Source organism: Bradyrhizobium sp. SZCCHNR3119 (assembly GCF_032487775.1).
In the GTDB taxonomy this organism is placed as follows: domain Bacteria; phylum Pseudomonadota; class Alphaproteobacteria; order Rhizobiales; family Xanthobacteraceae; genus Bradyrhizobium.
The window spans coordinates 870,595-891,883 of sequence record NZ_JAUEUV010000001.1 but is presented as its reverse complement, the minus strand read 5'-3'; the positions used below and the strand labels follow the sequence as shown (position 1 = coordinate 891,883).

Genomic DNA, 21,289 nt, shown 5'->3' with positions numbered 1-21,289 from the left:
CGCCTTCGTCGGAGCAGCACATGCGCTACGTTGTTCTTGCGATCCTTGCGAGCCTTGTTGTCCAACCGGCCGGTGCTGCAGTTACGCCGGAAATCGATCCGCGTGCGTCGCTCGCCGTCGTTCAGCAGTGGATCTACAACTATCGCACCAAGCCGGATTACGCTCACGTGCCGGCCGCCGTGCGGGTCCTGTTTCACTCCCAGACGTTCAAGGAACCAGAGAATGCCGGGATCTATCTCGGATTCATCGCCGGTGCGATCGGCTCAAATCCTGCGAAGGCCGAGCAGCTCGTCAACGGGTTCTTTCCGGTGCCGCCGGAGGATGAATGGGTCATCGTTCGTGCGATCGCGTATTCCGGTCTGCCCGACTGGCGCAATTTAATGCGCAAGGTTGCGCCTCGCCTGCCGGCGCGGCGGGTGATGATCGAGGGCTATCTGAACGGAACGCAGCCGACGCTCCTCGAGATTCCCTTGGAGGAGCCGAAGCCGGGCGTGCTTGACAAGTTGCGTGGCGCGTTCACGCGAAATCCCTTTGCCAAGGAAGAACGCAAGATCGACACCAGGCTGAGCTTTGCCGGCAATCAGGATCTGCTCGACACGTTGTGGGGCTATTATTTCGCGACCGGGTCGCACGTGCCGATCCAGCGCATCATGCAGCTGTTACCGTGGTCGAAGAGCCGCGACACCGTGGACAAGTTGAGCATCGGCAGCATGGCGCGGTATACGCTGGCAAGCTATGCCGTGCGCGACGGCGAACTGCGTGACTATTTGCGGGGCGAGCTTGCGCGTCAGTCGGAGCCGATCAAGGCGCCTTTGGCCGAGGTGGTAGAGGCGGCCGACACGGTCCAGCTTGGTGCTGTCCGCAAGGATGCCATTGCCGCCGTCGAGGAACTCAAGACCAAGGGATCCGATGCCCGCCGCAATCTTGATTTTTGGGGCCAACTCGGTGTCGGTGCGGTTGCACTCGGCTGCGTATCGGCTGCTGCGCTCGGGCAAGTCGCCGTCGGGATTCCCTGCGTCATCGGCGGTTCTGCGTCACAGGGACTGCTGTCGTTTTGGGAGAAGCAGCAATAGTCGCGATGCTCGCGCGAAGCGGGCTCGAACCGGCCAGCGATCATGGTATGCTGCGCTATGTCTGCCCTTGGTCGAAAAGCATTTGCAAGCCTGGCGATTTTGATCGTCGTGATGGCGAGCTTGATCTTCGCGGCGGCAGGGACGGTGCATTACTGGCAGGGGTGGCTATTTCTTCTGGTCTATTTTGCCGCCTCGCTCGCGATGACGCTGGACCTGTTGAGAAGGGACAGGGCGCTGTTGGAGCGTCGCATGAGGGGGGGACCTTTTGCCGAGAAGGAGCCCGCCCAGCGGCTGATCATGGCGGTCATCTCCGTGGGGTTTATCGGGCTCATCGTGGTCTCCGGGCTAGGGCGTGGACTCATAAACTCTAGTCCAGAGGCGCGCTGAGGCGAGTGCGACCGCAGCGAGGAAGTTGCATGCGAGCTTGTCGAAGCGGGTGGCGATACGTCTGAAATGCTTGAGCTTGCAGAAGAAGCGCTCGACCAGGTTGCGCTGGCGATAGATGCGGCGGCTGACAGAGCGTTGGATCACTCGCTGGCTGGTTGAAGGAATATGAGCCTTGGCACCGCTGGCCCGGATCATGTGGAGGAGAGCATCGGCGTCATAGCCACGATCGGCGACGACATCGCGGCATTTGAGGCCTTCCAGCAGAAACGACGCAGCGCGCAAGTCGTGAGCCTGACCGGGGGTAAGCATCAACCGAACCGGCAACCCATTCTCATCGACGACGGCGTTGATCTTGGTGCTCAGTCCTCCACGAGAACGGCCGATGGCGTGATCTTCGCCCCCTTTTTACCCCCGGCAGCGTGCTGGTGAGCCCGGATGATTGAACTGTCGATCAGCGCCATCGAGTGCGGCGAGCGGGCCGCCAGGGTCTCGAAAACCCGCAGCCAAACGCCTGCCTTGGCCCAGCGATTAAAGCGGTTATAGACCGTCGTGTAAGGACCGTAGCGCTCCGGGAGGTCGCGCCAGGGCGAACCCGTTCGAAGCACATAGAAAATGCCGTTAAGGACCCGCCGGTCATCCACTCGCGCGACGCCGCGAGACTTGTTCGGCAATAGAGGCTTGATCAAAGCCCATTCTCCGTCGCTCAGATCGAACCGCGCCATCCCACCCCCCAAATCTCTGCGGGAGTGAATCACTGTTCGCCAGCTAACGGAATCCCTTTATGAGTACAGAACCTAGATCACCGTTTTGATCTGTCCCACATGGCGCCGCCGGTCGCTGTCGGCGGCGACGCGCTTGTCCTGCTCAGCTTTGCCGGCATTTTTCTGGTCTTTCGGGAAAGCAGTTTTGCTGCCGCGACGATCGAGGTTGCTAACGATCAAAGGGTCATTTCCACCGGACCATACGCCATCGTGCGCCATCCGATGTATGCCGCCGCGCTGATTCTGCTGGCCGGAATTCCCATCGCGCTGGGATCGTGGTGGGGGCTGCTCACCATCGGCACCATCGTTCCGTTTCTGATCTGGCGGCTATTGGACGAGGAGCGATTTCTGGGGCTGAATCTGCCCGGCTATCGGGCCTATCAGAGCAGGGTGAGGTACCGGCTGGTGCCGTGGCTGTGGTAGGGCCAGCACAGGCCACCGAATTCGCCAATTTCCCGGAGCGAAGCTCCCAATCACCAAAGGCCGTCAGCTGACGGTGGCGTCGGCTGCCATCGGGTAAACTGGCTCGCGGTGGATCTCGGTACCGGACTCATCGACCACGACGACGGAGAGCGTCCGGTTGGTAATTCGAGGATCATGGCGCAACCTGCGCGCCAGATTCCGGCTGTGCTCGATGGCTCCGGCGTGGGTAGCGAACGTAAGGCCGGTGCTATCCCTGGTCGGAATGCCGTCCTTCATGTCAAAAAAGTAGGTCCGCATGGCATTTCCTGCAGCCGTAAATCCCGACAGCGGAGCTGCGTCGCCGCCGCGTCCGCAACCCAATGTCGTTCCGCAGAAATGATTAAGGCCCTGGGACACGCCGGACAAGCGTAACGGTACCAAAATCCGGTCGATCAGCACCGTAATCGACCAATTTTGCTGGCTTCGGTGACCAGAAGCTGCCAGATAGCTCAAAAGCTGCCAACACGAACCGACCTGCCGGTCAGTTCGGCTTGCTGCTGGAGTTGTTCGCTGGCATACTTTCAACCTCATCGGGTTCCGCGCGGTCGATTTCCAAACGCGCCATCCGAAGGATCAAGGTCGCCGTTGTCAAGCCGAGACGTTCAGCTTCAATGGCTGCAGTATCGACTTTGCGTGCTAGGCCTTCACGTTTGCTAAGAACTGCCATTACCGTTCCCCGTCAAAGGTGCGAGATGAAGAATCCCACGATCATCGCGGAGCTGCACAACAAGCTCGGAGCCCCATCGAGCGAAGCAGTGGAAAGCCTTCGGCTTTTGAAGGCGTTCCTGAAGCTGGCGCCGAGCCAGCGTTTCGAGGTGATCGAAATGGTCGAGCGGCTCTCGACCGATCCCGAATCCGATCGTCCCTTCTCCTGACGCGGACGGCATCAGTGTCCGACGGTCAGGCTTGCCGGCGGACGCGTCGCGATCGCGTAGATCGCATCCTCCAGCGCCTCTGATTCATGCAGTGTCCCGGCCGGTAGCAGTATCTTGTCGCCGGGATTGCAAACCCGCTCTCCGCCATTCCATTTGAAGTTCAATCGGCCCCTGATCACGACGAGAATTTCGTCGACCGGGTGGGTGTGGAAGGCGTGAACCTTGCCGGCCGCATCGTGCTGCAGCTCGATGCAGCCCTGCTCGGGAAGCAGTGCGAGAATGTCCGGATCGATCGAGAAATCAGTCCTGGTTCCAGCGATGATCTGGGTCATGCGGCTTGCTCCGTATCTTTGATGGTCGAGGTCTTGGTCTGGGCAAGTTTGTGGAACGGACAGGCGGGCGGCGCCTGATTGTCGTCGTAGAGGAAGTACTGCTTGTATTCCCGCCCTTCCTGATGGCCGTAGCGGCCGAGCAGCGGCGAGGGGCTCGTCGTATCGAACGGAACCAGCCGCTTGCGGACCTCACCGAAAGCCGCTGCTGCCGCCTTGTCGGTTCCCAGGATCTTGTCGAACACCCAGCGCGGCTGGAACGTCATCATGAATGCGCTGGAGCGCCGGCTTTGGCGCATCACATGGGCCGGCGTGCTGCAGACCACGAAGATCGGCTCGCCTGCGAACGAGAATTCCCACATCGGATGATCGACAGCTTCCGGAATGGCCGCGGGCCACGGGCTCTTGTCGATGCGAGCGAGTTGATCCAGCGTGAGCCAGAATTTCCGATAATAGGCATCCATGGTCTGAACGGGCCGCGGCCGGGTGAACAGCAGCAGCGACGTATTGGGGCCGTGTGAGCGACTTTCGGAGACGAACAGTGCGAGCTGTTCACCAAGAACGTTGACGTCGAACGGATCGAGAAAGAGATAGCGGAGCTGATCCTGACGATATCCGGTGACGCCGAATACACAGGGAAATGGACGCGCTTCGCTGCTCATCTGAGCTTCAAATTCGGAAAACAATACGCTCTGCCAGCTGCTAACCGGGTAGTTCGAGCGGACCCCGTCTTTTTGCAAATACAAACGCGACATACCGACCCCTCTGTTTGACTACGCACGAAGTATCAACTTGCGCCGGATCAGCAGCGGCCCCGCGATGCCGGGCAGGGACATGAGCAACAGAATTACGATCAGCGCGACGTAGCCGGCGTCATTCGCCGCGATGCGCGTTGAATGGATCGCCGCGGGGGCGAGCCCGCTCGCCGTCATCATCGCCAGCGCGATCACCGGTTGGGCAAGGCCGGCGAAGATGCCCGCCGACGTCGTATTCACCGATGCCCCGACCCCGATCAGCTCCGCGGTGTAGAGACGTTTCGTACATTTCAGCACCAGCGGAACGGTGCCGCCGGCGACCAGCCCCAGTGCCGCAAACACCGTCCCGACGTAGATCAGGCCGAAGGTGTGGGCGAGCGCCGGCAGCAGCATCGCGATGAACAGCATCCGAAGCAGGCAGATCCAAATGAGCGCACCGTCCAGCGACTCGGTCTTGTCCGCTGTATGGCCGAGAAAGATCGAGCCGAGCGCATTGCCGACCATGAAGGCAAGCAGCGGCGTTCCCGCGGCCGACGGCGTAATATTGAAATAGTGCGCGACCATGGGGATGCCCCAGACGCCGGATAGTGTCGTCACCACGGCGAAATGGGAGGCGAAGGTCATCGCGCAACCCCAATTGGCGCTGGCGCCGAGCGCCTGCCAGCTCGCGAGCAACACACTCTTCAGCGTCTTGCCGGTGTGCGCCGTCGGCGCAGGCTTTACCGCGACTGACGCGCAGGCCAGGTTGGCGGCGCCGATGCAGGCGATGAAGATGAAGCAGGCGCGCCATCCGAAGCCGCTGACCGCAACGGCCAACGGTGTCGTTGCGACCACGCCGCCGACATAGCCGGACACCTGGGAAATGCCGGACATGAACCCGAAACGCTCGTCGGCGAAGCTCTGTGCCACGAGCTTGAGCAAGGCCGTGAAGACCAGGGCGTCACCGCAGGCGACGATCAGCCGTGCAATGAAGACGTCGAGGAGTGTGGGCGACAGGGCGAAGGCGGCGCTGCCGAGTGCGGAGGCTGCCATGCTGCAAAGCACGACGCGCTTGACGCCGTAGCGGTCCACCAAGAGCCCCGCCGGGATCTGCATCACGGTGTAGCCCCAGAAGTAGCTGGACGCGAGTAGCGCCACGCCCGAAGCATCGGTGCCGAAGTCGCGCATGAAGTTCAGACCGATCGTCTGAGGGGACACGCGCTGCAGGAATGCGATCGCATAAGCGACCGCAACAGTGGCCCACGCAAGATAGGCACGATCGATGAGCCGGATGGGAGATGCGAGGATCGCTTGTTGCCCAGGCGTTGCCATCACAGCCTCGCGTAGCCGACCGAGAACAGCGCGTCGGCGGAGTCCGGGATCAGGCGCGTCATGGCGGCATCGATCAGTGATGCTGCGCCGCGATAGTCCTGGCGGTGATGTTCGATGTGGCCGTAGGCGCCGCGCATGATCATGCCGGGAACCTCGAGCTGCTTGCCCGGATAGAGCGTCGCGCACATTTCGATGCACGCCGCCTGCAATTGTGGATCCGGCGCGTCGCCGAGCAAGGAGGGGGCGACCTTTTCACAGATCTTGGCGTTGGCCGCCCAGACGATCGGGTTGCGGGTCCGCCATCCATAAAGAATGGGAGCGTCCGCATCCGCGGAATCCGCGTTCCTCAAGACCTGCGAGGTGAAGAATCCATACAGGCCGCGCCCTTGGTGCGGCGGAAGAACTTCGGTACCGCTGCGGTAAATGGCCACGCGGTTCGCGATGCGCATCGTACGATAGACTGAAAACGCGACGAGCCCGGAATGGTCGTAGACCAGAATGAGGCCATAGCCGCGGTCGAACGGCGAGGATGCTGCGCTCCAATGCGGCTCGGTTGCTTTCCAGTTAACGGCGATGATTGCATTCATCGCATCCATCATCGGCTGTCGATCGGCGGGCTCGACTTCGGAAGCGTTCGGAAAGCTGTAAACGGCGTAATCGTCCCAGGGCGAGGCGATCGTCTGGTATCGACCGTCCAGTTTGCGCGACATGGCAGCAACTCCAGCTCTCTCACGTCGAGCTATACAGGCCGCCATCCGATGGCTTAAAGGACAATATGCCCTCGAATCCTGCCAAGTCATCGCGCTCCCCGCCTCAGAAGCCGCCGATGCGTCAGGTGGCGATCGTCGCGTTTCCCGGGGTGACGCTGCTCGACATCTCAGGCCCGGCCCAGGTCTTTGCCGAGCTCAGCGAGATCGAGTTGCCGGGCCCGAACTACGCACTGAATTACGTGTCGAGATCGGGCGGCCTGGTGCCGACGGACGTCGGTATGATGATCGACACGGTGCCGATCGCGAGCGTGAAGCCGTACCAAGTCGACACCCTGCTGATCCCCGGAGGCCCGGGGATCTGGAAGCTGCGGCAGGACGATGTCCTCATGAAGTGGATATCGCGCACCCTGCCGGGGGCGCGCCGGATCGCCTCGGTCTGCCTTGGCGCCTTCGCGCTGGCCTGGGCTGGCGCTTTGGATGGAAAGCGTGCCGCGACGCATTGGCGTTATTGTCCGCGCCTCCAGGACAGCTTTCCGAACATCACGGTCGAACCTGACGCGATCTTCGTTCAGGACGGGCGAGTGTGGTCGTCAGCCGGCGTCAGTGCAGGGATCGATCTGGCTCTGGCGATGATCGAGGAGGATTTCGGTCACACGATCGCGCTCGATATTGCGCGGCGGCTGGTCGTATTCCTCAAGCGTCCCGGCGGACAGAGCCAGTTCTCGACCGTCCTGGCGGCGCAGGCATCCGACGTAGAGGGCCGCTTCAGCGCGCTCCACGCCTGGATGATCGAGAATATCGCGAGCGACCTGCGCGTGGAAACGCTGGCGGCAAAGGCCGGGATGACGCCCCGAACCTTCGCCCGCACTTATCTCAATCGCACGGGGATGACCCCGGCCAGCAGCGTGGAAGCATTGCGGGTCGAAACTGCGCGACTTCTGCTGGAAAGCCGTCAGATCGGCAACGTGCTCGAGGTGGCCAAGCGCGCGGGGTTTGGCGATGACGAACGCATGCGCCGGGCTTTCCTCCGCCACCTCGGCGTCTCGCCGTCGGAATACCGCAGACGGTTTTCCGGCTAGTGTGACGGCCCTGATATTCGCTATGAATCCGAACTCCGGATTGGTGACACGATATCCGCGCAGATATGATAATTGGATCTTCTCAGCGGAGGACAGCGACCATGAGCCAACCGAAACTGGAAGTTCCGACTGAACTGCGTGACCTTGCCGAGAAGACGATCGAGCAGGCCGAGAAGGCATTCCAGATGTTCTTTGACGCAGCCGGCAAGTCGATCTCAGCGGTACCAGGACCGGCGGCGGACATATCGAAGCAAGCGCTCTCGCTCACCGAGCAGAACATGAAAAGCGCCTTCGAGCACGCGCGCAAATTGGTCCATGCGACCGAACTGGAGGAGGCGATGCGGATCCAATCGGAGTTTCTGCGCACCCAGTTCAGCAATGCCGGCGAACACATGCGGACGATCACGTCGAGCATGATGTCTGCCGCGACCAAGCCGGGCGACAAGCAGCCCTAAGCCGGGATGTCATCACCGCGGCATCGCGTGCGGCGAAGTGTCACGGACGCACTTCGCCGGGCGCGGAGCTCCCTGCGCCGTCCTATTTGCGAAGAGAGGCGATATAGGCGGCAATGTCGCCGGCTTCGATTCGGTTTAACGGGAAATTCGGCATCTTCGGATGCGGGTCGAGCAGAAAGAACGCAACCTTCTCCGCGGTGAAGTCCGACCGTTGTGCGATCTCTGCAAATGTCGGCACGTCGGCGCTCGCCTGCTTTTGCGCTGTATCCACCAGGTGACAGGAGGCGCACCACCGCTTGGCCAAATCTGCTCCATGGTCCGCATCGGCGGCATAGCCTGGGCGCAGTCCAAATGCGGCGGCAGCAAGGGTGATGATCAGGATCTTTGTTGGAAGGGCGGGCATCAGCATAGTCCTATCGGTTGCGGGTGCTCAAGGCCGCCCGTCGAGCTTGGCGGAGGCCGCCCTGACAACCGTGGTACGTCCGGTCAGGCCGGCAATAGCAAAGCCGTCAAAGGAGACAAGGGGGGCGGACGAGAGCGCTGTTGGAGATACGATACGAGTGGTTATCAGCCGCAACAGGAGCGTGGAAAATGCGACAGGTCAATCCGCGCCGCGATCGATCGCACCAGCGACCACAGCCGTCTGATCACGGACGGCTCGTTCGACGCGGAGCTCAGCTGTTCGGCCGCATGTGGCATCAAGGCTCCTCCGCCCGTCGGGGACGACTTGCCAGCCGGTAGCGCAAGGCTTTACGCACCGGTGCAACTGTATGATCTTCGAGCGGAATCATTGCAGATCACGGACGGAAGACCTTGATCTGTCTCAACGACTGCCGGCCTCGCGCCGGTTCCTATTCGACAGCGGCGGACGGCGTTGCGCTGCCGCCTTGGACCCAGGGTCTTGGACTCAGGGCAGAGACTGCGAACGGCCGTCGGAGAGATCGGAGCGATATGGCGATGGCGTGGACAAAGAAGGTGCCCCCCGCTCGGCGCGGAGAGCCGCATCGATCTTGGACCGCACCCGGCGTGCGGCAAGCTCTGCGAGCCTCGTCTGCGTTCGACCGGTTTTGATTTGGCCGCCGAGCTCGTACCGCCATTCCCAAATGTCCGGTTCCGCCGTTGCAAGAACCGTATATTCGACCCCGCGATGGATCACGGAAAAACCCCCCTCGACCGCTTCGGCTCCAAATCAGCTTCTCGTACACATGCAATCAATCCGGGTAAATACGGTAAATATACAATCTTTGGGTGCGTTTCTCTGGGTGCACGATTTGTTCTTGTGTTGTTGAGAGAGGCCGCTGAGGTCGTTGGTATTTGAAAGCATCGATTGCAGTCGACGTCCGAGACTCGGCAAGATGCATCTCGGGCAGAGGGGAGCGTGACCGTGACCGGTCTTCGTCCATGGACTGCGGATGGGCCTGCGGTTCATGCCGGCAAGCATCACCGCGATTTGCGGCTCGATGCCTGCCGCGGACTGGCGCTATGGTTCATTTTCATCGACCATGTTCCGGACAATTCGCTGGCTTGGTTGACCCTGCGCAATTATGGCTTCAGCGATACATCCGAGATCTTCGTTTTCGTTTCCGGTTATACCTGCATGCTCGCCTATGGCGGAGCGTTGCGCGAGCAAGGTTGGGCCACCACAGCGATCCGTTCGCTGCGCCGGGCTTGGGAAATTTATGCAGCGTTCTTGGTGTTGCTGATTGCCTATTTCGCGCTGGTCTGGGTCGTCGGTGGGGGAACGCGCTATCTCGACGATACTAATACCGGCTTTTTCTTTCGCGATCCCGGTTCGGCCATCGTTCATGTCGCGATGCTGCAATACGCCCCCGTCAATACCGACATTCTCTTGACCTTTGCGCTGCTGCACCTGACGTTTCCACTGTTGCTGTGGTTGATGATCCAGAGCGCAACGGCAACGCTGCTCCTGTCCTTTGCGGTCTACATGATGGTGCAGCTGTTCGAATGGCATTTTCCGGCCTGGCCGAGCGGCGAGCTCTATTTCAACCCGTTCGCTTGGCAATTCCTGTTCGTGATCGGTGGTTGGTTCGCCTTCGAGGGAGCTCCACGCGTGCGGCCGATCCTACGGTCGCGGCTATTGCTTCTGTTCGCTTTCGCTTATCTGCTGGTCAGCCTCGCCGTGGCGTTGAGCTGGGAATTTTCGAGCCTGGAAGGCTTGGTCCCGTCGTCGATCGCGAAGCTGATCTATCCGATCTACAAGAGCCATTTGGCGCCGGTACGGCTGCTGCACTTCTTGGCTCTGGCGCTTGTCGTCGCGCGGCTGGCGCCGCCACAATGGCACGGCGCGATCACGCCGTTGACGACGGCGATGATCCGTTGCGGTGAAAATTCGCTGTCGATCTATTGCCTGGGTGTTCTGTTGGCATTTCTCGGGCAGGTTCTGTTGGCAGAGGTGTCCAGCAGCTTCCTGATGCAGGTCGCGATCAGCTTGGGCGGGATCGCCACGATGATTCTGGCAGCTACGCTGCTCACCCGGGAAGCTCAGCTCGACCGCCGCGGGCCCAGCCTGTTCTGAGTCGTCCGCCTGGGATCAACGGCGTCGCGCCACGGCGATGCCGAACAGAAAGGCGACGAACAGGCTTGCCAGCGGAGCTTCGCGCGTGATGGTGCTGATCGCCGACAGCGCCGTCCCGGGCCGTCGTGCCTCTGTCATCGTCTGATTGAGGCGATCGACGGCTGCCCGCAACGTTCCGATCATTTCGTCCAGCGAGCGGGACATATCGGTCGCGGTATCCAGCGCGCGTTCGGCCACGCCCGGTTGTGGATTGGGTTCGAATGGTTCGGTACTCACGTGATATATGCTTTCATCTGCCTCTTGGGGCGGCTCCTGAGGCCGTCGCCTTCGGCCATACGTCAGCCGCTCGGATCAACCGCAGCGACGACCATGGCGAGAAAATGCCCGTTGATGATTTTGGTTCCAGCAAAACTCGAGGCAGGGAGAAATCCGTGATTATCGGGCGAGCAGGGCCAACGAATCTTGATGAGCGTTGGTATCCTCATCGAACTGGACGGAGGATTGCGCGGTGACCAATGCAAGCAACACGGCACTCCCCAATCGCATCGCCGTCCTTGGGGCGCCGATCGATCTCGGTGCCTCAGTTCGCGGCACCTTGATGGGGCCGGCCGCGCTGCGCACGGCCGGCTTGGTGCCGCTGCTCGAGAGCCTGGACCTCCATGTGACCGACTATGGCGACGTCGCCATCGCCGATCTGGTTGACGGCAGCGATCCACCGCCGCCCAATGCCAAGCACTATCGCGAGATCCAGCGTTGGTCGCGCCTCCTGGCGCACCGCGGTTATGAGCTTGCGCAAACCGGTGCGGTCCCCGTGTTCCTTGGCGGTGATCATTCGCTGTCGATGGGATCCGTAGCCGGCGTTGCGCGCCATTGGCAGGAGGTAGGGCGCGAGTTGTGCGTCCTTTGGCTGGATGCCCATGCCGACTACAATACGCCGGCGACGACGATCACGGCCAACATGCATGGCATGTCGGCCGCTTTTCTCTGTGGCGAGCCCGGCCTGGACGGTTTGCTGGGCGACACGCCGCGCGCATGTCTTGCGCCCGAGCGGCTGGAACTGTTCGGCACACGCTCGATCGACAGGCTGGAGAAGGAGCTGCTGCGTTCCCGCAATATCAGCATCGCCGATATGCGGGCGATCGACGAGTTCGGCGTCGGCGTCTTGATGAGGGGGATCATCGAAAGAGTTCGCGCGCGCAACGGCGTCCTGCACGTCAGCTTCGACGTCGACTTTCTCGATCCGGAGCTGGCGCCTGGGGTCGGAACCACGGTGCCCGGCGGGGTGACCTATCGCGAAGCGCATCTGGTCATGGAGATGCTCCACGACTCGGGCCTGGTGCGATCGCTCGATATCGTCGAGCTCAACCCGTTCCTTGACGAGCGCGGCAAGACGGCTCGCATCGCCGTCGAGCTGATCGGCAGTTTGTTCGGCCAGCAGATCACGGACAGACCGACCCCGAGCAATGCGATCGTCCCCGACCACTGAGCTCTTGGCGATCGCGGGTCAACGAAGGTTGTACTCCAGGCTTGCGCGGCGCAGATCGCGTGCGCCTCCGAACAATCCATCGATCCGGAACGAATAGCCGATCCCGACGATATAAGTCGGAGAGTTGTGATTGAGGCCAAACGCAACGTGAAAGTCGATCTGCTCGGCCGGACTGAGATGATAGAGCCCGCCGGAATTGATCAGCTGAACGGGGCCCGCGTGCTCAGGGTAGTCGCCGACATATTCGGTGAAGAGACTGAGCCTCTCGTTCAGCTTCTTCTCCAGCACGAAGGTGGCCTCGGTGACGCGTTTGATATCGGTCTCGGAAGGGCGGAAGAACTCGGTGAACATGCCGCTGATACCCCAGCCGTCACGCAGCTCAACCGACCAGGGCATCTGCAGGTAAGGCTGCGTGCCGCGGCCGGCGATCTCGGCAGTTCCGGTCGGAAGTCCGGCGCCAACCACGAATGAGAGATCGACCTTTCCCGGTACCGGGCTCACCTGCCATTTGAGGCCCGGCGCGACATCGGTGAAGCCCGAGGCTGCAGATCCGCGGACTTTGCCGACATAGGTTGGAAGGTCCACGAACACCTCGAGGCAGTGCGCTAGGCCAAACCGCCAGCGGGTGTTCGTGCCGTCAAGGGTGCGACCGCCATCCCCGGAGGTCATGTTCACGCCGTTCTCGCTTTGGAAGCTGCCGGTCGGCACCACGATGCTGGAATTCGTCACATCCGGGCGGTCGGTTGTGAGCTCGTCGGCAGTTGTCGGGCATGCGTCGGCCCGCGCATCGGTGATGCCGAGGAGAAGAAACCCCGCCAGAAATGGCGTGAAATTCATCTGGATGAATGATTTCGAAGGTCTCGGATAAATCGGTCTCACGCTCGCCCCCAAGCGCCAAGGCCATGGCCTGATTCCATCATACGCGAAGCAAGCTGCAGGCCGAACTTCCTCCAAATCTCGTGACCGGAGAAGTCGGACTCTGCGTGCTGCATTCAGACGATATTCAGACGGTTCTGTCCAAAATTGGATCGAATTGCGATTGGGGGTGAGAATGCGGCCAAGCGGCACGTCATCCAAGACCGTCCGGGCAAGGGTATGGCGACCGATGGTTGTGTCCGCGGCTCTTGCGCTGTGCGGCTTGTCGAGCGCAGGCCTATCGGCGCAGGCCGGGGACATTTCGGCTTTCGATCTCGCTTTGCTCGATCGCCTGACATGGGGCGCGAATGCTTCCGGCGCCGAGCACCTTCACGCCGTCGGGACCGAGCATTGGTTGCAGGAGCAACTGCATCCGGCGGCAGAGCCGGCTCTGCCATCGGACGTGAAGGCTCAGATCGAAGCGATGCCGGACGTGCACAAATTTCCGTTCGACATTGCGGTGGCGTTCGAACAGCAAGCGAAGAGCGCCAACCAGGTCGCTGATCCCGAGCAGAAGAAGGCCGCGCAACAGGTTTATCAGCAGGCGATGAACGACCGCGCGAAACAGGCGGCGGCCCGGACCATCCTGCGCGCGCTCTATGCGCCCGACCAGTTGCGCGAGCGGATGACGTGGTTCTGGTTCAACCATTTCAACGTGCATCAATACAAGGGCAACATCAGAGTCCTGCTCGGCGACTACCAGGATCATGCCATTCGTCCCTATGCCCTCGGCAAGTTTCGGGACCTGCTCGCCGCGACGCTCCATCACCCCGCAATGCTGCGATATCTCGATAACGCCGAGAATGCCGCAGGGCATCTCAACGAGAACTACGCGCGTGAGCTGATGGAGCTGCATACGATGGGCGTCGGCTCCGGCTACACGCAGGCGGATGTCGAGGCGCTGGCAAAGATCTTGACCGGCGTCGGCATTGATCTGAAGCCCGAAGATCCGAAGCTGAAGCCTGAGTTGCAGCCGCAGCTGGTGCGGGAGGGCGCTTTCGAATTCAATCCCGGGCGGCATGATTACAGCGACAAGATCTTTCTTGGTCATCAGATCAAAGGGCGGGGTCTTGCGGAGGTCGACGAGGCGCTGGATATCCTGGTGCATCATCCCGCCACGGCCACACATCTGTCGCGCCAGCTCGCGACCTATTTCGTCGCGGACAGCCCGCCCGAAGCGCTGGTGCAGAAGATGGCGCAGGCGTTCAGGACGAGCGACGGGGATATCGCCGCCGTTCTCGGCACCATGGTCCATTCGCCGGAATTTGCAGCGTCACTGAAATCCGGCGCGCACTTCAAGGACTCCGTAGAATATGTCTTGTCGGCGGTGAGGCTCGCTTATGACGACAAGGTCGTGCTCAACACCGCGCCAATCCAAGCTTGGCTGAATCGCCTGGGCGAAGGCCTGTTCAATCACGAAACACCCGACGGTTATGCGCTCACCTCGACGTCATGGAACGGGCCTGGACAGATGATGGTTCGGTTCGAGATCGCGCGGCAGATCGGCTCGGGATCGGCTGGGCTGTTCAAGCCGGACGGTCCGAATGCTGTCGAGCGGCCTGCTTTTCCACAATTGCAGAACGCGCTCTATTTCGAGGGCCTGAAGCAGACGCTTACACCGACGACTCAAGCGGCTTTGAATCAGGCGATTTCGCCGCAAGACTGGAACACGCTGTTTCTGTCGTCGCCTGAGTTCATGCGCTGAATTGATCGTGCGGGAGACCGTGATGAACCGTCGTGAGCTGATCAAGAGCTTTGCCGCAATGGCACCCCTCACGGTGGCCGGACGCGTTTGGGCGGCGCCGGCCAGCCAAACACGGCTGCTGGTCGTCTTCCTTCGCGGCGCCTATGACGCCGCCAATGTCGTCGTTCCGATCTCGAGCGATTTCTATTACGGTTCGCGTCCGACGCTGAACATCGCAAAGCCGGACGTAGGAAATCCGAATGCGGCACTCTCGCTGTCCTCCGAGTGGGGGCTGCATCCCTCCTTGCGAGAGAGCATCCATCCGATGTGGGCCAAGCGGGAGATCGCTTTCGTTCCGTTCGCGGGATCGAGCGACGATCTGACCAGAAGCCATTTCGAGACCCAGGACACCATCGAGCTTGGTCAATCGGCAGGCGGGTCACGCGATTATCGCTCTGGCTTCATGAGCCGGCTGGCGACTGAGCTGACACGCGCCCGGCCGATATCCTTCACCGAGCAGTTGCCGCTGATTTTCCGCGGTCAGGGCCAAGTGCCCAACATCGCGCTGAACAGCGTCGGCAAGCCCGGCGTCGACGATCGCCAGGCGCAATTGATCAGGGAGATGTATCTCCACACCGATCTTGCGGCCTCCGTCGCCGAGGGCTTCAAGGTGCGCGACGACGTCTACCGCTCCATCTCCGAGGAAATGGCGGCCGCCAATCGCGGCGCAGTATCGCCGCGTGGTTTCGAGCTGTCGGCGCGCAGGATCGGCCGTTTGATGCGCGAGCAGTACAATCTCGGTTTTGTCGACGTGGGCGGTTGGGACACCCATGTCAATCAAGGCGCGGCAACCGGCTACCTCGCTGATCGGATCGGCGAACTCGGCCGTGGGCTTGCCGGATTTTCTGAAGAAATCGGCTCGGGCGGATGGCGTGATACGGTTGTCATCGTCATTTCCGAGTTCGGGCGCACCTTCCGTGAGAATGGGGACCGAGGCACCGACCATGGTCACGGCTCTGTCTATTGGGTCCTGGGCGGCGGCATCAATGGTGGTCGCATTGTTGGCGAGCAGGTCAAGGTGGAGCAGGCAGCCCTGTTCCAGAATCGCGATTTGCCGGTCTTGACCGATTATCGCGCTATGTTCGCGAACCTGTTCCAGCGCATCTATGGCCTCGACACCGCTGCCGTGGCGCGAATTTTCCCCGGCGTACGTCCGGCAGAACTGGGCGTCGTTTGAGTGTTATGCTCAAACTTCCTGCGCCGACGTATCGCGCCCGATACAATCCCGCGATATGAAGCCCACGCGACCACACAGTGCGGCACATCAGCTTCGGATCGGCAGTGAGCGAAAACCAGTCAGAAACTCCAGATCGCACGGGTCGTCAGGCCCCACAGGGGCGGCTCAGTCTGATGGCGCTGTCCGCGCTGGGTGTCGTATTCGGCGACATCGGGACCAGTCCGCTCTATACGTTCAAGACCATTCTTGGCACGGCCGGCCATGCTGTCGACCGGGGTGCGGTGCTGGGCGCCTTGTCCCTGGTGTTCTGGACGCTGTTTGTCATCACGACGGTGAAATATGTGATGTTCGCGATGCGCGTCGACAACGACGGCGAGGGCGGCATCCTGGCCCTGATGGCTTTGCTGGGGGTGAAGCGGCAACGTCGCCCCACCATCGTGGCGGTCGGCCTGTTCGGCGCAGCACTCATCTACGGTGATGGCGCCATCACTCCGGCGATCTCGGTGCTCTCAGCACTGGAAGGCGTGGAGATGGCGACGCCCGCGCTGCAGCCCTATATCGTGCCGGCAGCGGTCGTCATCTTGCTTGGTCTGTTCGCGATCCAGTCGCGCGGGACGGCGAGCATCGGTCGGTTCTTCGGGCCGGTCATGCTGGTCTGGTTTGCGACCATTGCGCTCATGGGAGCAGCCGGCATCGTGAAGCATCCCGGCGTTCTCGCCGCGGTCAATCCGCTTTACGGCCTTTCCTACCTGTTCTCGAGCGGAGCCACAGGCTTCCTCGTGCTAGGCGCCGTGTTCCTGTGCGTCACCGGAGCCGAGGCCCTCTATGCCGATATGGGGCATTTCGGTGCGGGCCCGATCAAGCTGGCTTGGTTTGCAATCGTTTTTCCAAGCCTCATCCTGAACTATGCGGGGCAGGCTGCGCTGGTGCTCGACGGAACGCCGATGGATGGCAATATCTTCTATCGGCTCTGTCCAGGTGCCCTGTTGCTGCCGCTCGTCGCACTGGCTACGGTGGCGACCATCATTGCCAGCCAATCGATCATCACCGGCGCATTCTCGATGACGCGGCAGGCGATCCAGCTTGGCTGGATGCCGCGGCTCTGGATCAAGCAGACCTCGTCCGAAGGTTACGGCCAGATCTATGTCGGGGTCGTCAATTGGCTCCTCATGATCGTGACGATCGGGCTGACGCTCACGTTCCGCAAGTCCGACAACCTGGCTTCAGCCTACGGCATCGCCGTGTCGCTGACCATGCTGATGACCTCGGCATTGCTGTTCATCGCGATGCGGGAGATCTGGCATTGGAGCTTGCTCGCCGCGGGTTCGGTTGCCGGCGCGTTTCTTGCCATCGACAGCGCATTCTTCCTCGCCAATCTCACCAAGATCGCGGAAGGCGGATATATACCCTTGCTGCTTGCGACTGCCGTCTACGGCATCATGTGGATATGGCATCGCGGCGCCGCCGCGGTATCGGCGCGCATGCACGAGGCGCTGATTCCGGTCGCGCAATTCATGGCCGACATCGAGCAAAAGCGAATTCCGCGTGTTCCAGGTACAGCTGTGTTTCTGACGCGGACCGAGAGAGACACGCCGCCCGTCATGCTCTGGCACGTCAGACACAACCGCGCGCTGCATGAGCATTTGTTCGTGCTGCGGGTGGAAATCCTGTCCGTGCCCTGGGTCGCATCGAGCCGGCGATTGACGGTCACTGAAATCGCGCCGAATTTCTGGCGAGCCGAAGCCCGTTTCGGCTTCATGGAGCGCCCCCATATTCCCGAACTGGTCGTCGCCAGCAAGATGCTCGGGTGCACCGTCGATCTAGGCGATGTGACCTATTATGTGGGACATGAAACGGTGATCGGGCGGGAGGACGGCATGGGCCTGCCCGCCTGGCAGGAGCGGCTCTTCGCGGTGATGGAGCGCAATGCGGTCCATGTCAGCGACTTCTTCAGCCTGCCTCACGACTGCGTCGTGGAGATCGGCCGTCAGGTCTCAATCTGAATGGAATAGTCCGAGCGCTGTTGCGCCCGGACTATTCTGACCGTGGGCCGATCCCCCGCTCAGTAGCGCGGATCGTACATCTGCGACTCGACAAATCCGAGCAAATCATTCGGCGCTTGGCCCTGCGCAAGGCTGCTCTGATAGGCCACGTTCACGACCGCGGCGGCAATATGCGCGGAGACCTCGCGAATTCGCGGCAAGGCTGGGTACAGACTGCCCTGCGCAAGGTCGGCGCCCGTGACGCAGTTGGCCAGGGTGTGAGCGGCGGCCATGAACATCTCGTCGGTAACAAGCCTTGCGCCACTCGCGATCACGCCAAGGCCGACGCCGGGGAAGATGTAGGAGTTATTGCCCTGCCGCGGCACGAAGGTCTGGCCGTCGAGCTTGACTGGCTCATACGGACTGCCGCAAGCGAACAGGGCACGACCACCGGTGTGCCGATAGGCCGTTTCGGCGGAGCATTCGGCTTTCGAGGTCGGGTTGGAAAGCGCAAATATGATGGGGCGCTCGTTCAACTCGGCCATGGTCTGCAACACCTCAGGCGTGAAGGCGCCGCCGACCGCCGCGACCCCGACGATCGCGGTCGGCTTGAGCTCCCTGATTGCAGCCAGGAAATCCGTGATCGGCGCATGATCATGTGCATAGCGCAACTTATGCCCACCGAGATTCTCACGGCCCTTCACCACGAGACCTCGGGAATCCACCAGCCAGTTGCGTCGCAACGCATCCGCTTCGGACAGGCCTTCGGCTCTCATGGCGGAAACCACGAGATCGGCGATGCCGGTCGCGGCTTCACCGGCACCCAGAAACAGGACGCGCTGGTCGCTTAGCTTGCCACCGGTGATACGCAACGCAGAGAACAGGCCGGCCAGCGCAACCGCCGCAGTGCCTTGAATGTCGTCGTTGAAGACGCAGGCGTCGTCGCGATATTTGTGCAGTAGTTTGAACGCAGAGTGGTTGGCAAAGTCCTCGAACTGGATCAGCACGCCCGGGAAAGCTGCGCGCGCCGCGGTCATGAATTCCTCGACCAACTCGTCGTAGGCCGGACCGGTCACGCGCTTCTGGCGCAGGCCGATGTAGTAGGGGTCGTTCAGCAGCTCTTCGTTGTTGGTGCCGACGTCGAGCATCACGGGAAGGCAGAGCTCCGGATGGATGCCGGCGCAGGCCGAATAGAGCGACAATTTGCCGACAGGAATGCCCATGCCGTTGGCGCCGAGATCACCGAGGCCGAGGATGCGTTCTCCGTCGGTGACGACGATCAGCTTGGCGCGATAAGGCCAATTCCCGAGGATCTCGGCAATGTGACCGCGATCTTTTGCGGAGATGAACAGGCCGCGTGGGCGCTGGAAGATCAACCCGTATTTCTGGCACGCCAGGCCCACAGTCGGTGTGTAGATCAGCGGCTGAATCTCGTCGATGTGGTCGCAGACGACACGGAAGAACAGCGCCTCGTTACGATCATGGAGCGCGTTCAGCGCGACGTATTTCTCGAGATCGCTCGACAGGCTGCGCAGATTGACCAGGATTCGCTCGGCCTGGGCCTGCATCGACAGCACGCCAGCGGGAAGAAAGCCGCGCAAGCCTAGCGCATCGCGCTCCTGGTCGGTGAAGCCGGTGCCCTTGTTGAGCAGGGGATCGCGCAGCAGCGCAAGTCCGCGCGGCACATAGGTTGAGATGCTATGTGCGCTGATGCGTTGTGGTTGTGTCAAGGTTCTCTCCGCAAGCGTTCTCTTTTGACCGTCGTTCTCCCGGAGCGCCTCCGCGTTGACTGAAATCAATTGCGGTGCAGGAAGGGCGACGAAGCCTGCGTGTTACCACAAAAGCGTTGCCGCAGTGCATCAATGTGATTGTGCGGCTGCGTCGGCGCGCAGTGCGACCGAGAGCGGCGCGATTGAGGGGGAGGGCGAGCTAAGACTGTCCCGACGTAAAGGACCAGAGCAGGGCCAGCACAGCGAGGGCCATGATCGCGGTACCGACCCATCCGAGGCCGATCAGCCATCGGCGGGCTCGGAAACGTCCCATCAGCTCGCGATTGGAAACGATCATCATCATCATTGTCATGATCGGCACGGCAACGATTCCGTTGAGGACGGCGCTCCAGACCAGCATGTGAATCGCGTCAATGCCGGTGAAGCCAAGCCCGAAGCCGATCGCCGTCGCAGCTGCAATGATGGCGTAGAAGCCCACCGCTTCCGGCGCCCTGGCTTCCAGACTCGCGCGCCAGCCGAAGGCCTCTGCCACGCCGTAGGCGGCCGATCCCGCCAGAACCGGAATCGCGAGCATGCCGGTGCCGACGATGCCGAGCGCGAACAGCAGGAAGGTGAAATCGCCGGCCAGTGGACGCAAGGCTTCGGCGGCCTCGGTCGCGGAATTGATGTTCGTCACCCCATGCGCGTGCAGGACGGTTGCCGTCGTCAGGATGATGAAAAAGGCAATCGCATTGGAGAAAATCATACCCACCGTGGTGTCCACCCTGATTCGTCGCAGTTCGGGATGGTCCTTCCGGTGTTGGTGGCGAAGCGGCGGATCGATCTTGCCTTGGTTCATCTCCTCGACCTCTTGCGAGGCCTGCCAGAAGAAGAGGTATGGGCTGATCGTGGTACCGAGGACGGCAACGACCATCAGGAAATAGTCCGCATTGATCGACGGCCGGGGCCAGATCGCGGCAAGCAGTGCCTGGCTCCAGGGCACGTCGACCATAAGCGCGGTCGCGACATATGCGAAGAGGGTGAGTGTCAGAAACTTCAGGATTGGTGCGTAGCGCCGATACGGCACGAAGACTTGGAGCAGGGTCGACGTCGCCGCGAAGATCAGCGCGTGCTCGTGATTCAATCCTCCGATCACCAGCGACAATGACTCGGCCATTGCGGCGATGTCGGCTGCGATGTTGAAGGTGTTGGCGCCGACCAGCAGAAACACAAGTCCCAGGACGGCCCAGCGCGGCGCGATCTCCATGACATTTGCCGCAAGGCCTTTACCGGTGACCCTGCCAATGCGGGCGCTGACCAGTTGGATCGCAATCATGAAGGGGGTGGTGAGGAAGACGGTCCACAGCAAGCCGTAGCCAAACTGCGCGCCAGCTTGTGAATAGGTCGCGATGCCTGACGGATCGTCGTCTGCAGCGCCGGTCACTAAGCCGGGCCCCAGCAGGCGCAGCAGACTCCATCTCGACGTTTTCGGTTTGCTCGCTTCCGCTGCCGGAAAGATGGTCACCGCTCGTTACCCCCGCTG

At 61.4% G+C, this 21,289-nt stretch carries 24 protein-coding genes; 11 read left to right on the top strand and 13 right to left on the bottom strand.

Features of this window, described 5'->3' with window-relative positions:
• Positions 1 to 20: 20 nt before the first annotated feature.
• The gene (locus tag QX034_RS04155) at positions 21 to 1,073 is read left to right on the top strand and encodes a hypothetical protein (RefSeq protein ID WP_315704593.1); all 1,053 of its coding nucleotides are present in this window, start codon (positions 21 to 23) and stop codon (positions 1,071 to 1,073) included.
• A 57-nt stretch (positions 1,074 to 1,130) separates the two neighbouring features.
• A complete protein-coding gene (locus tag QX034_RS04150; protein WP_315704592.1) occupies positions 1,131 to 1,460 on the top strand; it encodes a hypothetical protein in 330 nt (109 codons plus the stop codon).
• On the opposite strand, the gene QX034_RS04145 is transcribed toward QX034_RS04150, so the two are convergent.
• A protein-coding gene (locus QX034_RS04145; RefSeq protein ID WP_315704591.1) for an IS5 family transposase occupies positions 1,419 to 2,182 on the bottom strand; the annotation gives its coding sequence in 2 pieces (ribosomal slippage) (positions 1,419 to 1,858 and positions 1,858 to 2,182; 765 coding nt in all). The genes QX034_RS04150 and QX034_RS04145 overlap by 42 nt on opposite strands.
• Positions 2,183 to 2,281: 99 nt before the next feature.
• Here QX034_RS04145 and QX034_RS04140 point away from each other — a divergent pair.
• On the top strand, positions 2,282 to 2,644 hold the full coding sequence (locus QX034_RS04140; RefSeq protein WP_315704590.1) for an isoprenylcysteine carboxylmethyltransferase family protein: 363 nt from the start codon (positions 2,282 to 2,284) through the stop codon (positions 2,642 to 2,644).
• Between the two features lie 63 nt (positions 2,645 to 2,707).
• Here QX034_RS04140 and QX034_RS33970 read toward each other — a convergent pair whose 3' ends face one another.
• A complete protein-coding gene (locus tag QX034_RS33970) occupies positions 2,708 to 2,941 on the bottom strand; it encodes a DUF6894 family protein (RefSeq protein WP_409997627.1) in 234 nt (77 codons plus the stop codon).
• A 223-nt stretch (positions 2,942 to 3,164) separates the two neighbouring features.
• Positions 3,165 to 3,350 carry a hypothetical protein gene (locus QX034_RS04130; protein ID WP_315704588.1) on the bottom strand — a complete coding sequence of 62 codons (186 nt, stop codon included), beginning with the start codon at positions 3,348 to 3,350 and terminating at the stop codon, positions 3,165 to 3,167.
• Positions 3,351 to 3,375: 25 nt separating this feature from the next.
• Between QX034_RS04130 and QX034_RS04125 the strand changes: the two genes are divergently transcribed.
• Positions 3,376 to 3,558: a hypothetical protein gene (locus QX034_RS04125; protein ID WP_315704587.1), complete on the top strand. Its 183-nt coding sequence runs from the start codon at positions 3,376 to 3,378 to the stop codon at positions 3,556 to 3,558.
• A gap of 11 nt (positions 3,559 to 3,569) precedes the next feature.
• Here QX034_RS04125 and QX034_RS04120 read toward each other — a convergent pair whose 3' ends face one another.
• The 4 genes from QX034_RS04120 to QX034_RS04105 form a co-directional block, all read right to left on the bottom strand.
• Positions 3,570 to 3,890: a cupin domain-containing protein gene (locus QX034_RS04120; RefSeq protein WP_315704586.1), complete on the bottom strand. Its 321-nt coding sequence runs from the start codon at positions 3,888 to 3,890 to the stop codon at positions 3,570 to 3,572.
• Positions 3,887 to 4,549 carry a YqcI/YcgG family protein gene (locus QX034_RS04115; protein ID WP_315704585.1) on the bottom strand — a complete coding sequence of 221 codons (663 nt, stop codon included), beginning with the start codon at positions 4,547 to 4,549 and terminating at the stop codon, positions 3,887 to 3,889. The genes QX034_RS04120 and QX034_RS04115 overlap by 4 nt, the downstream gene beginning before the upstream one ends.
• Positions 4,550 to 4,660: 111 nt before the next feature.
• Positions 4,661 to 5,953, bottom strand: a complete 1,293-nt coding sequence (locus QX034_RS04110) for an MFS transporter (RefSeq protein ID WP_315704584.1) — start codon at positions 5,951 to 5,953, stop codon at positions 4,661 to 4,663.
• Positions 5,953 to 6,663 carry a hypothetical protein gene (locus QX034_RS04105; protein WP_315704583.1) on the bottom strand — a complete coding sequence of 237 codons (711 nt, stop codon included), beginning with the start codon at positions 6,661 to 6,663 and terminating at the stop codon, positions 5,953 to 5,955. The genes QX034_RS04110 and QX034_RS04105 overlap by 1 nt, the downstream gene beginning before the upstream one ends.
• Positions 6,664 to 6,728: 65 nt before the next feature.
• On the opposite strand from QX034_RS04105, the gene QX034_RS04100 reads away from it, so the two are divergent.
• Both QX034_RS04100 and QX034_RS04095 read left to right on the top strand, forming a co-directional pair.
• A complete protein-coding gene (locus QX034_RS04100; protein ID WP_315704582.1) occupies positions 6,729 to 7,742 on the top strand; it encodes a GlxA family transcriptional regulator in 1,014 nt (337 codons plus the stop codon).
• 101 nt (positions 7,743 to 7,843) lie between these two features.
• Positions 7,844 to 8,197: a phasin gene (locus QX034_RS04095; protein ID WP_315729631.1), complete on the top strand. Its 354-nt coding sequence runs from the start codon at positions 7,844 to 7,846 to the stop codon at positions 8,195 to 8,197.
• 82 nt (positions 8,198 to 8,279) lie between these two features.
• Here QX034_RS04095 and QX034_RS04090 read toward each other — a convergent pair whose 3' ends face one another.
• Positions 8,280 to 8,600 (bottom strand): cytochrome c, encoded by a 321-nt coding sequence (locus QX034_RS04090; protein WP_315704958.1) that lies wholly within the window; start codon positions 8,598 to 8,600, stop codon positions 8,280 to 8,282.
• A gap of 504 nt (positions 8,601 to 9,104) precedes the next feature.
• Entirely contained in the window at positions 9,105 to 9,353 is a 249-nt protein-coding gene (locus tag QX034_RS04085) for a hypothetical protein (RefSeq protein WP_315704580.1), read from the bottom strand.
• A gap of 228 nt (positions 9,354 to 9,581) precedes the next feature.
• On the opposite strand from QX034_RS04085, the gene QX034_RS04080 reads away from it, so the two are divergent.
• Positions 9,582 to 10,733: an OpgC domain-containing protein gene (locus tag QX034_RS04080; protein ID WP_315704579.1), complete on the top strand. Its 1,152-nt coding sequence runs from the start codon at positions 9,582 to 9,584 to the stop codon at positions 10,731 to 10,733.
• A 15-nt stretch (positions 10,734 to 10,748) separates the two neighbouring features.
• Here the strand turns inward: QX034_RS04080 and QX034_RS04075 are convergent, their stop codons facing one another.
• On the bottom strand, positions 10,749 to 11,009 hold the full coding sequence (locus QX034_RS04075; RefSeq protein WP_315704578.1) for a hypothetical protein: 261 nt from the start codon (positions 11,007 to 11,009) through the stop codon (positions 10,749 to 10,751).
• A 232-nt stretch (positions 11,010 to 11,241) separates the two neighbouring features.
• On the opposite strand from QX034_RS04075, the gene rocF reads away from it, so the two are divergent.
• Entirely contained in the window at positions 11,242 to 12,219 is a 978-nt protein-coding gene (gene rocF / locus QX034_RS04070; RefSeq protein ID WP_315704577.1) for an arginase, read from the top strand.
• Between the two features lie 18 nt (positions 12,220 to 12,237).
• On the opposite strand, the gene QX034_RS04065 is transcribed toward rocF, so the two are convergent.
• Positions 12,238 to 13,056, bottom strand: coding sequence for a transporter (locus QX034_RS04065; RefSeq protein WP_315704576.1), 819 nt, complete (start codon positions 13,054 to 13,056; stop codon positions 12,238 to 12,240).
• Positions 13,057 to 13,324: 268 nt separating this feature from the next.
• Here QX034_RS04065 and QX034_RS04060 point away from each other — a divergent pair, with 268 nt between their 5' ends.
• From QX034_RS04060 to QX034_RS04050, 3 genes are all read left to right on the top strand, one after another.
• Positions 13,325 to 14,839, top strand: coding sequence for a DUF1800 domain-containing protein (locus QX034_RS04060; RefSeq protein WP_315741923.1), 1,515 nt, complete (start codon positions 13,325 to 13,327; stop codon positions 14,837 to 14,839).
• Between the two features lie 22 nt (positions 14,840 to 14,861).
• A complete protein-coding gene (locus QX034_RS04055) occupies positions 14,862 to 16,055 on the top strand; it encodes a DUF1501 domain-containing protein (RefSeq protein ID WP_315704574.1) in 1,194 nt (397 codons plus the stop codon).
• Between the two features lie 173 nt (positions 16,056 to 16,228).
• The gene (locus tag QX034_RS04050) at positions 16,229 to 18,058 is read left to right on the top strand and encodes a potassium transporter Kup (RefSeq protein ID WP_316195019.1); all 1,830 of its coding nucleotides are present in this window, start codon (positions 16,229 to 16,231) and stop codon (positions 18,056 to 18,058) included.
• Between the two features lie 59 nt (positions 18,059 to 18,117).
• On the opposite strand, the gene QX034_RS04045 is transcribed toward QX034_RS04050, so the two are convergent.
• Positions 18,118 to 19,767, bottom strand: coding sequence for an NAD-dependent malic enzyme (locus tag QX034_RS04045; protein ID WP_409977719.1), 1,650 nt, complete (start codon positions 19,765 to 19,767; stop codon positions 18,118 to 18,120).
• A 199-nt stretch (positions 19,768 to 19,966) separates the two neighbouring features.
• On the bottom strand, positions 19,967 to 21,271 hold the full coding sequence (locus QX034_RS04040) for a divalent metal cation transporter (RefSeq protein WP_315727695.1): 1,305 nt from the start codon (positions 21,269 to 21,271) through the stop codon (positions 19,967 to 19,969).
• Positions 21,272 to 21,289 lie beyond the last annotated feature (18 nt).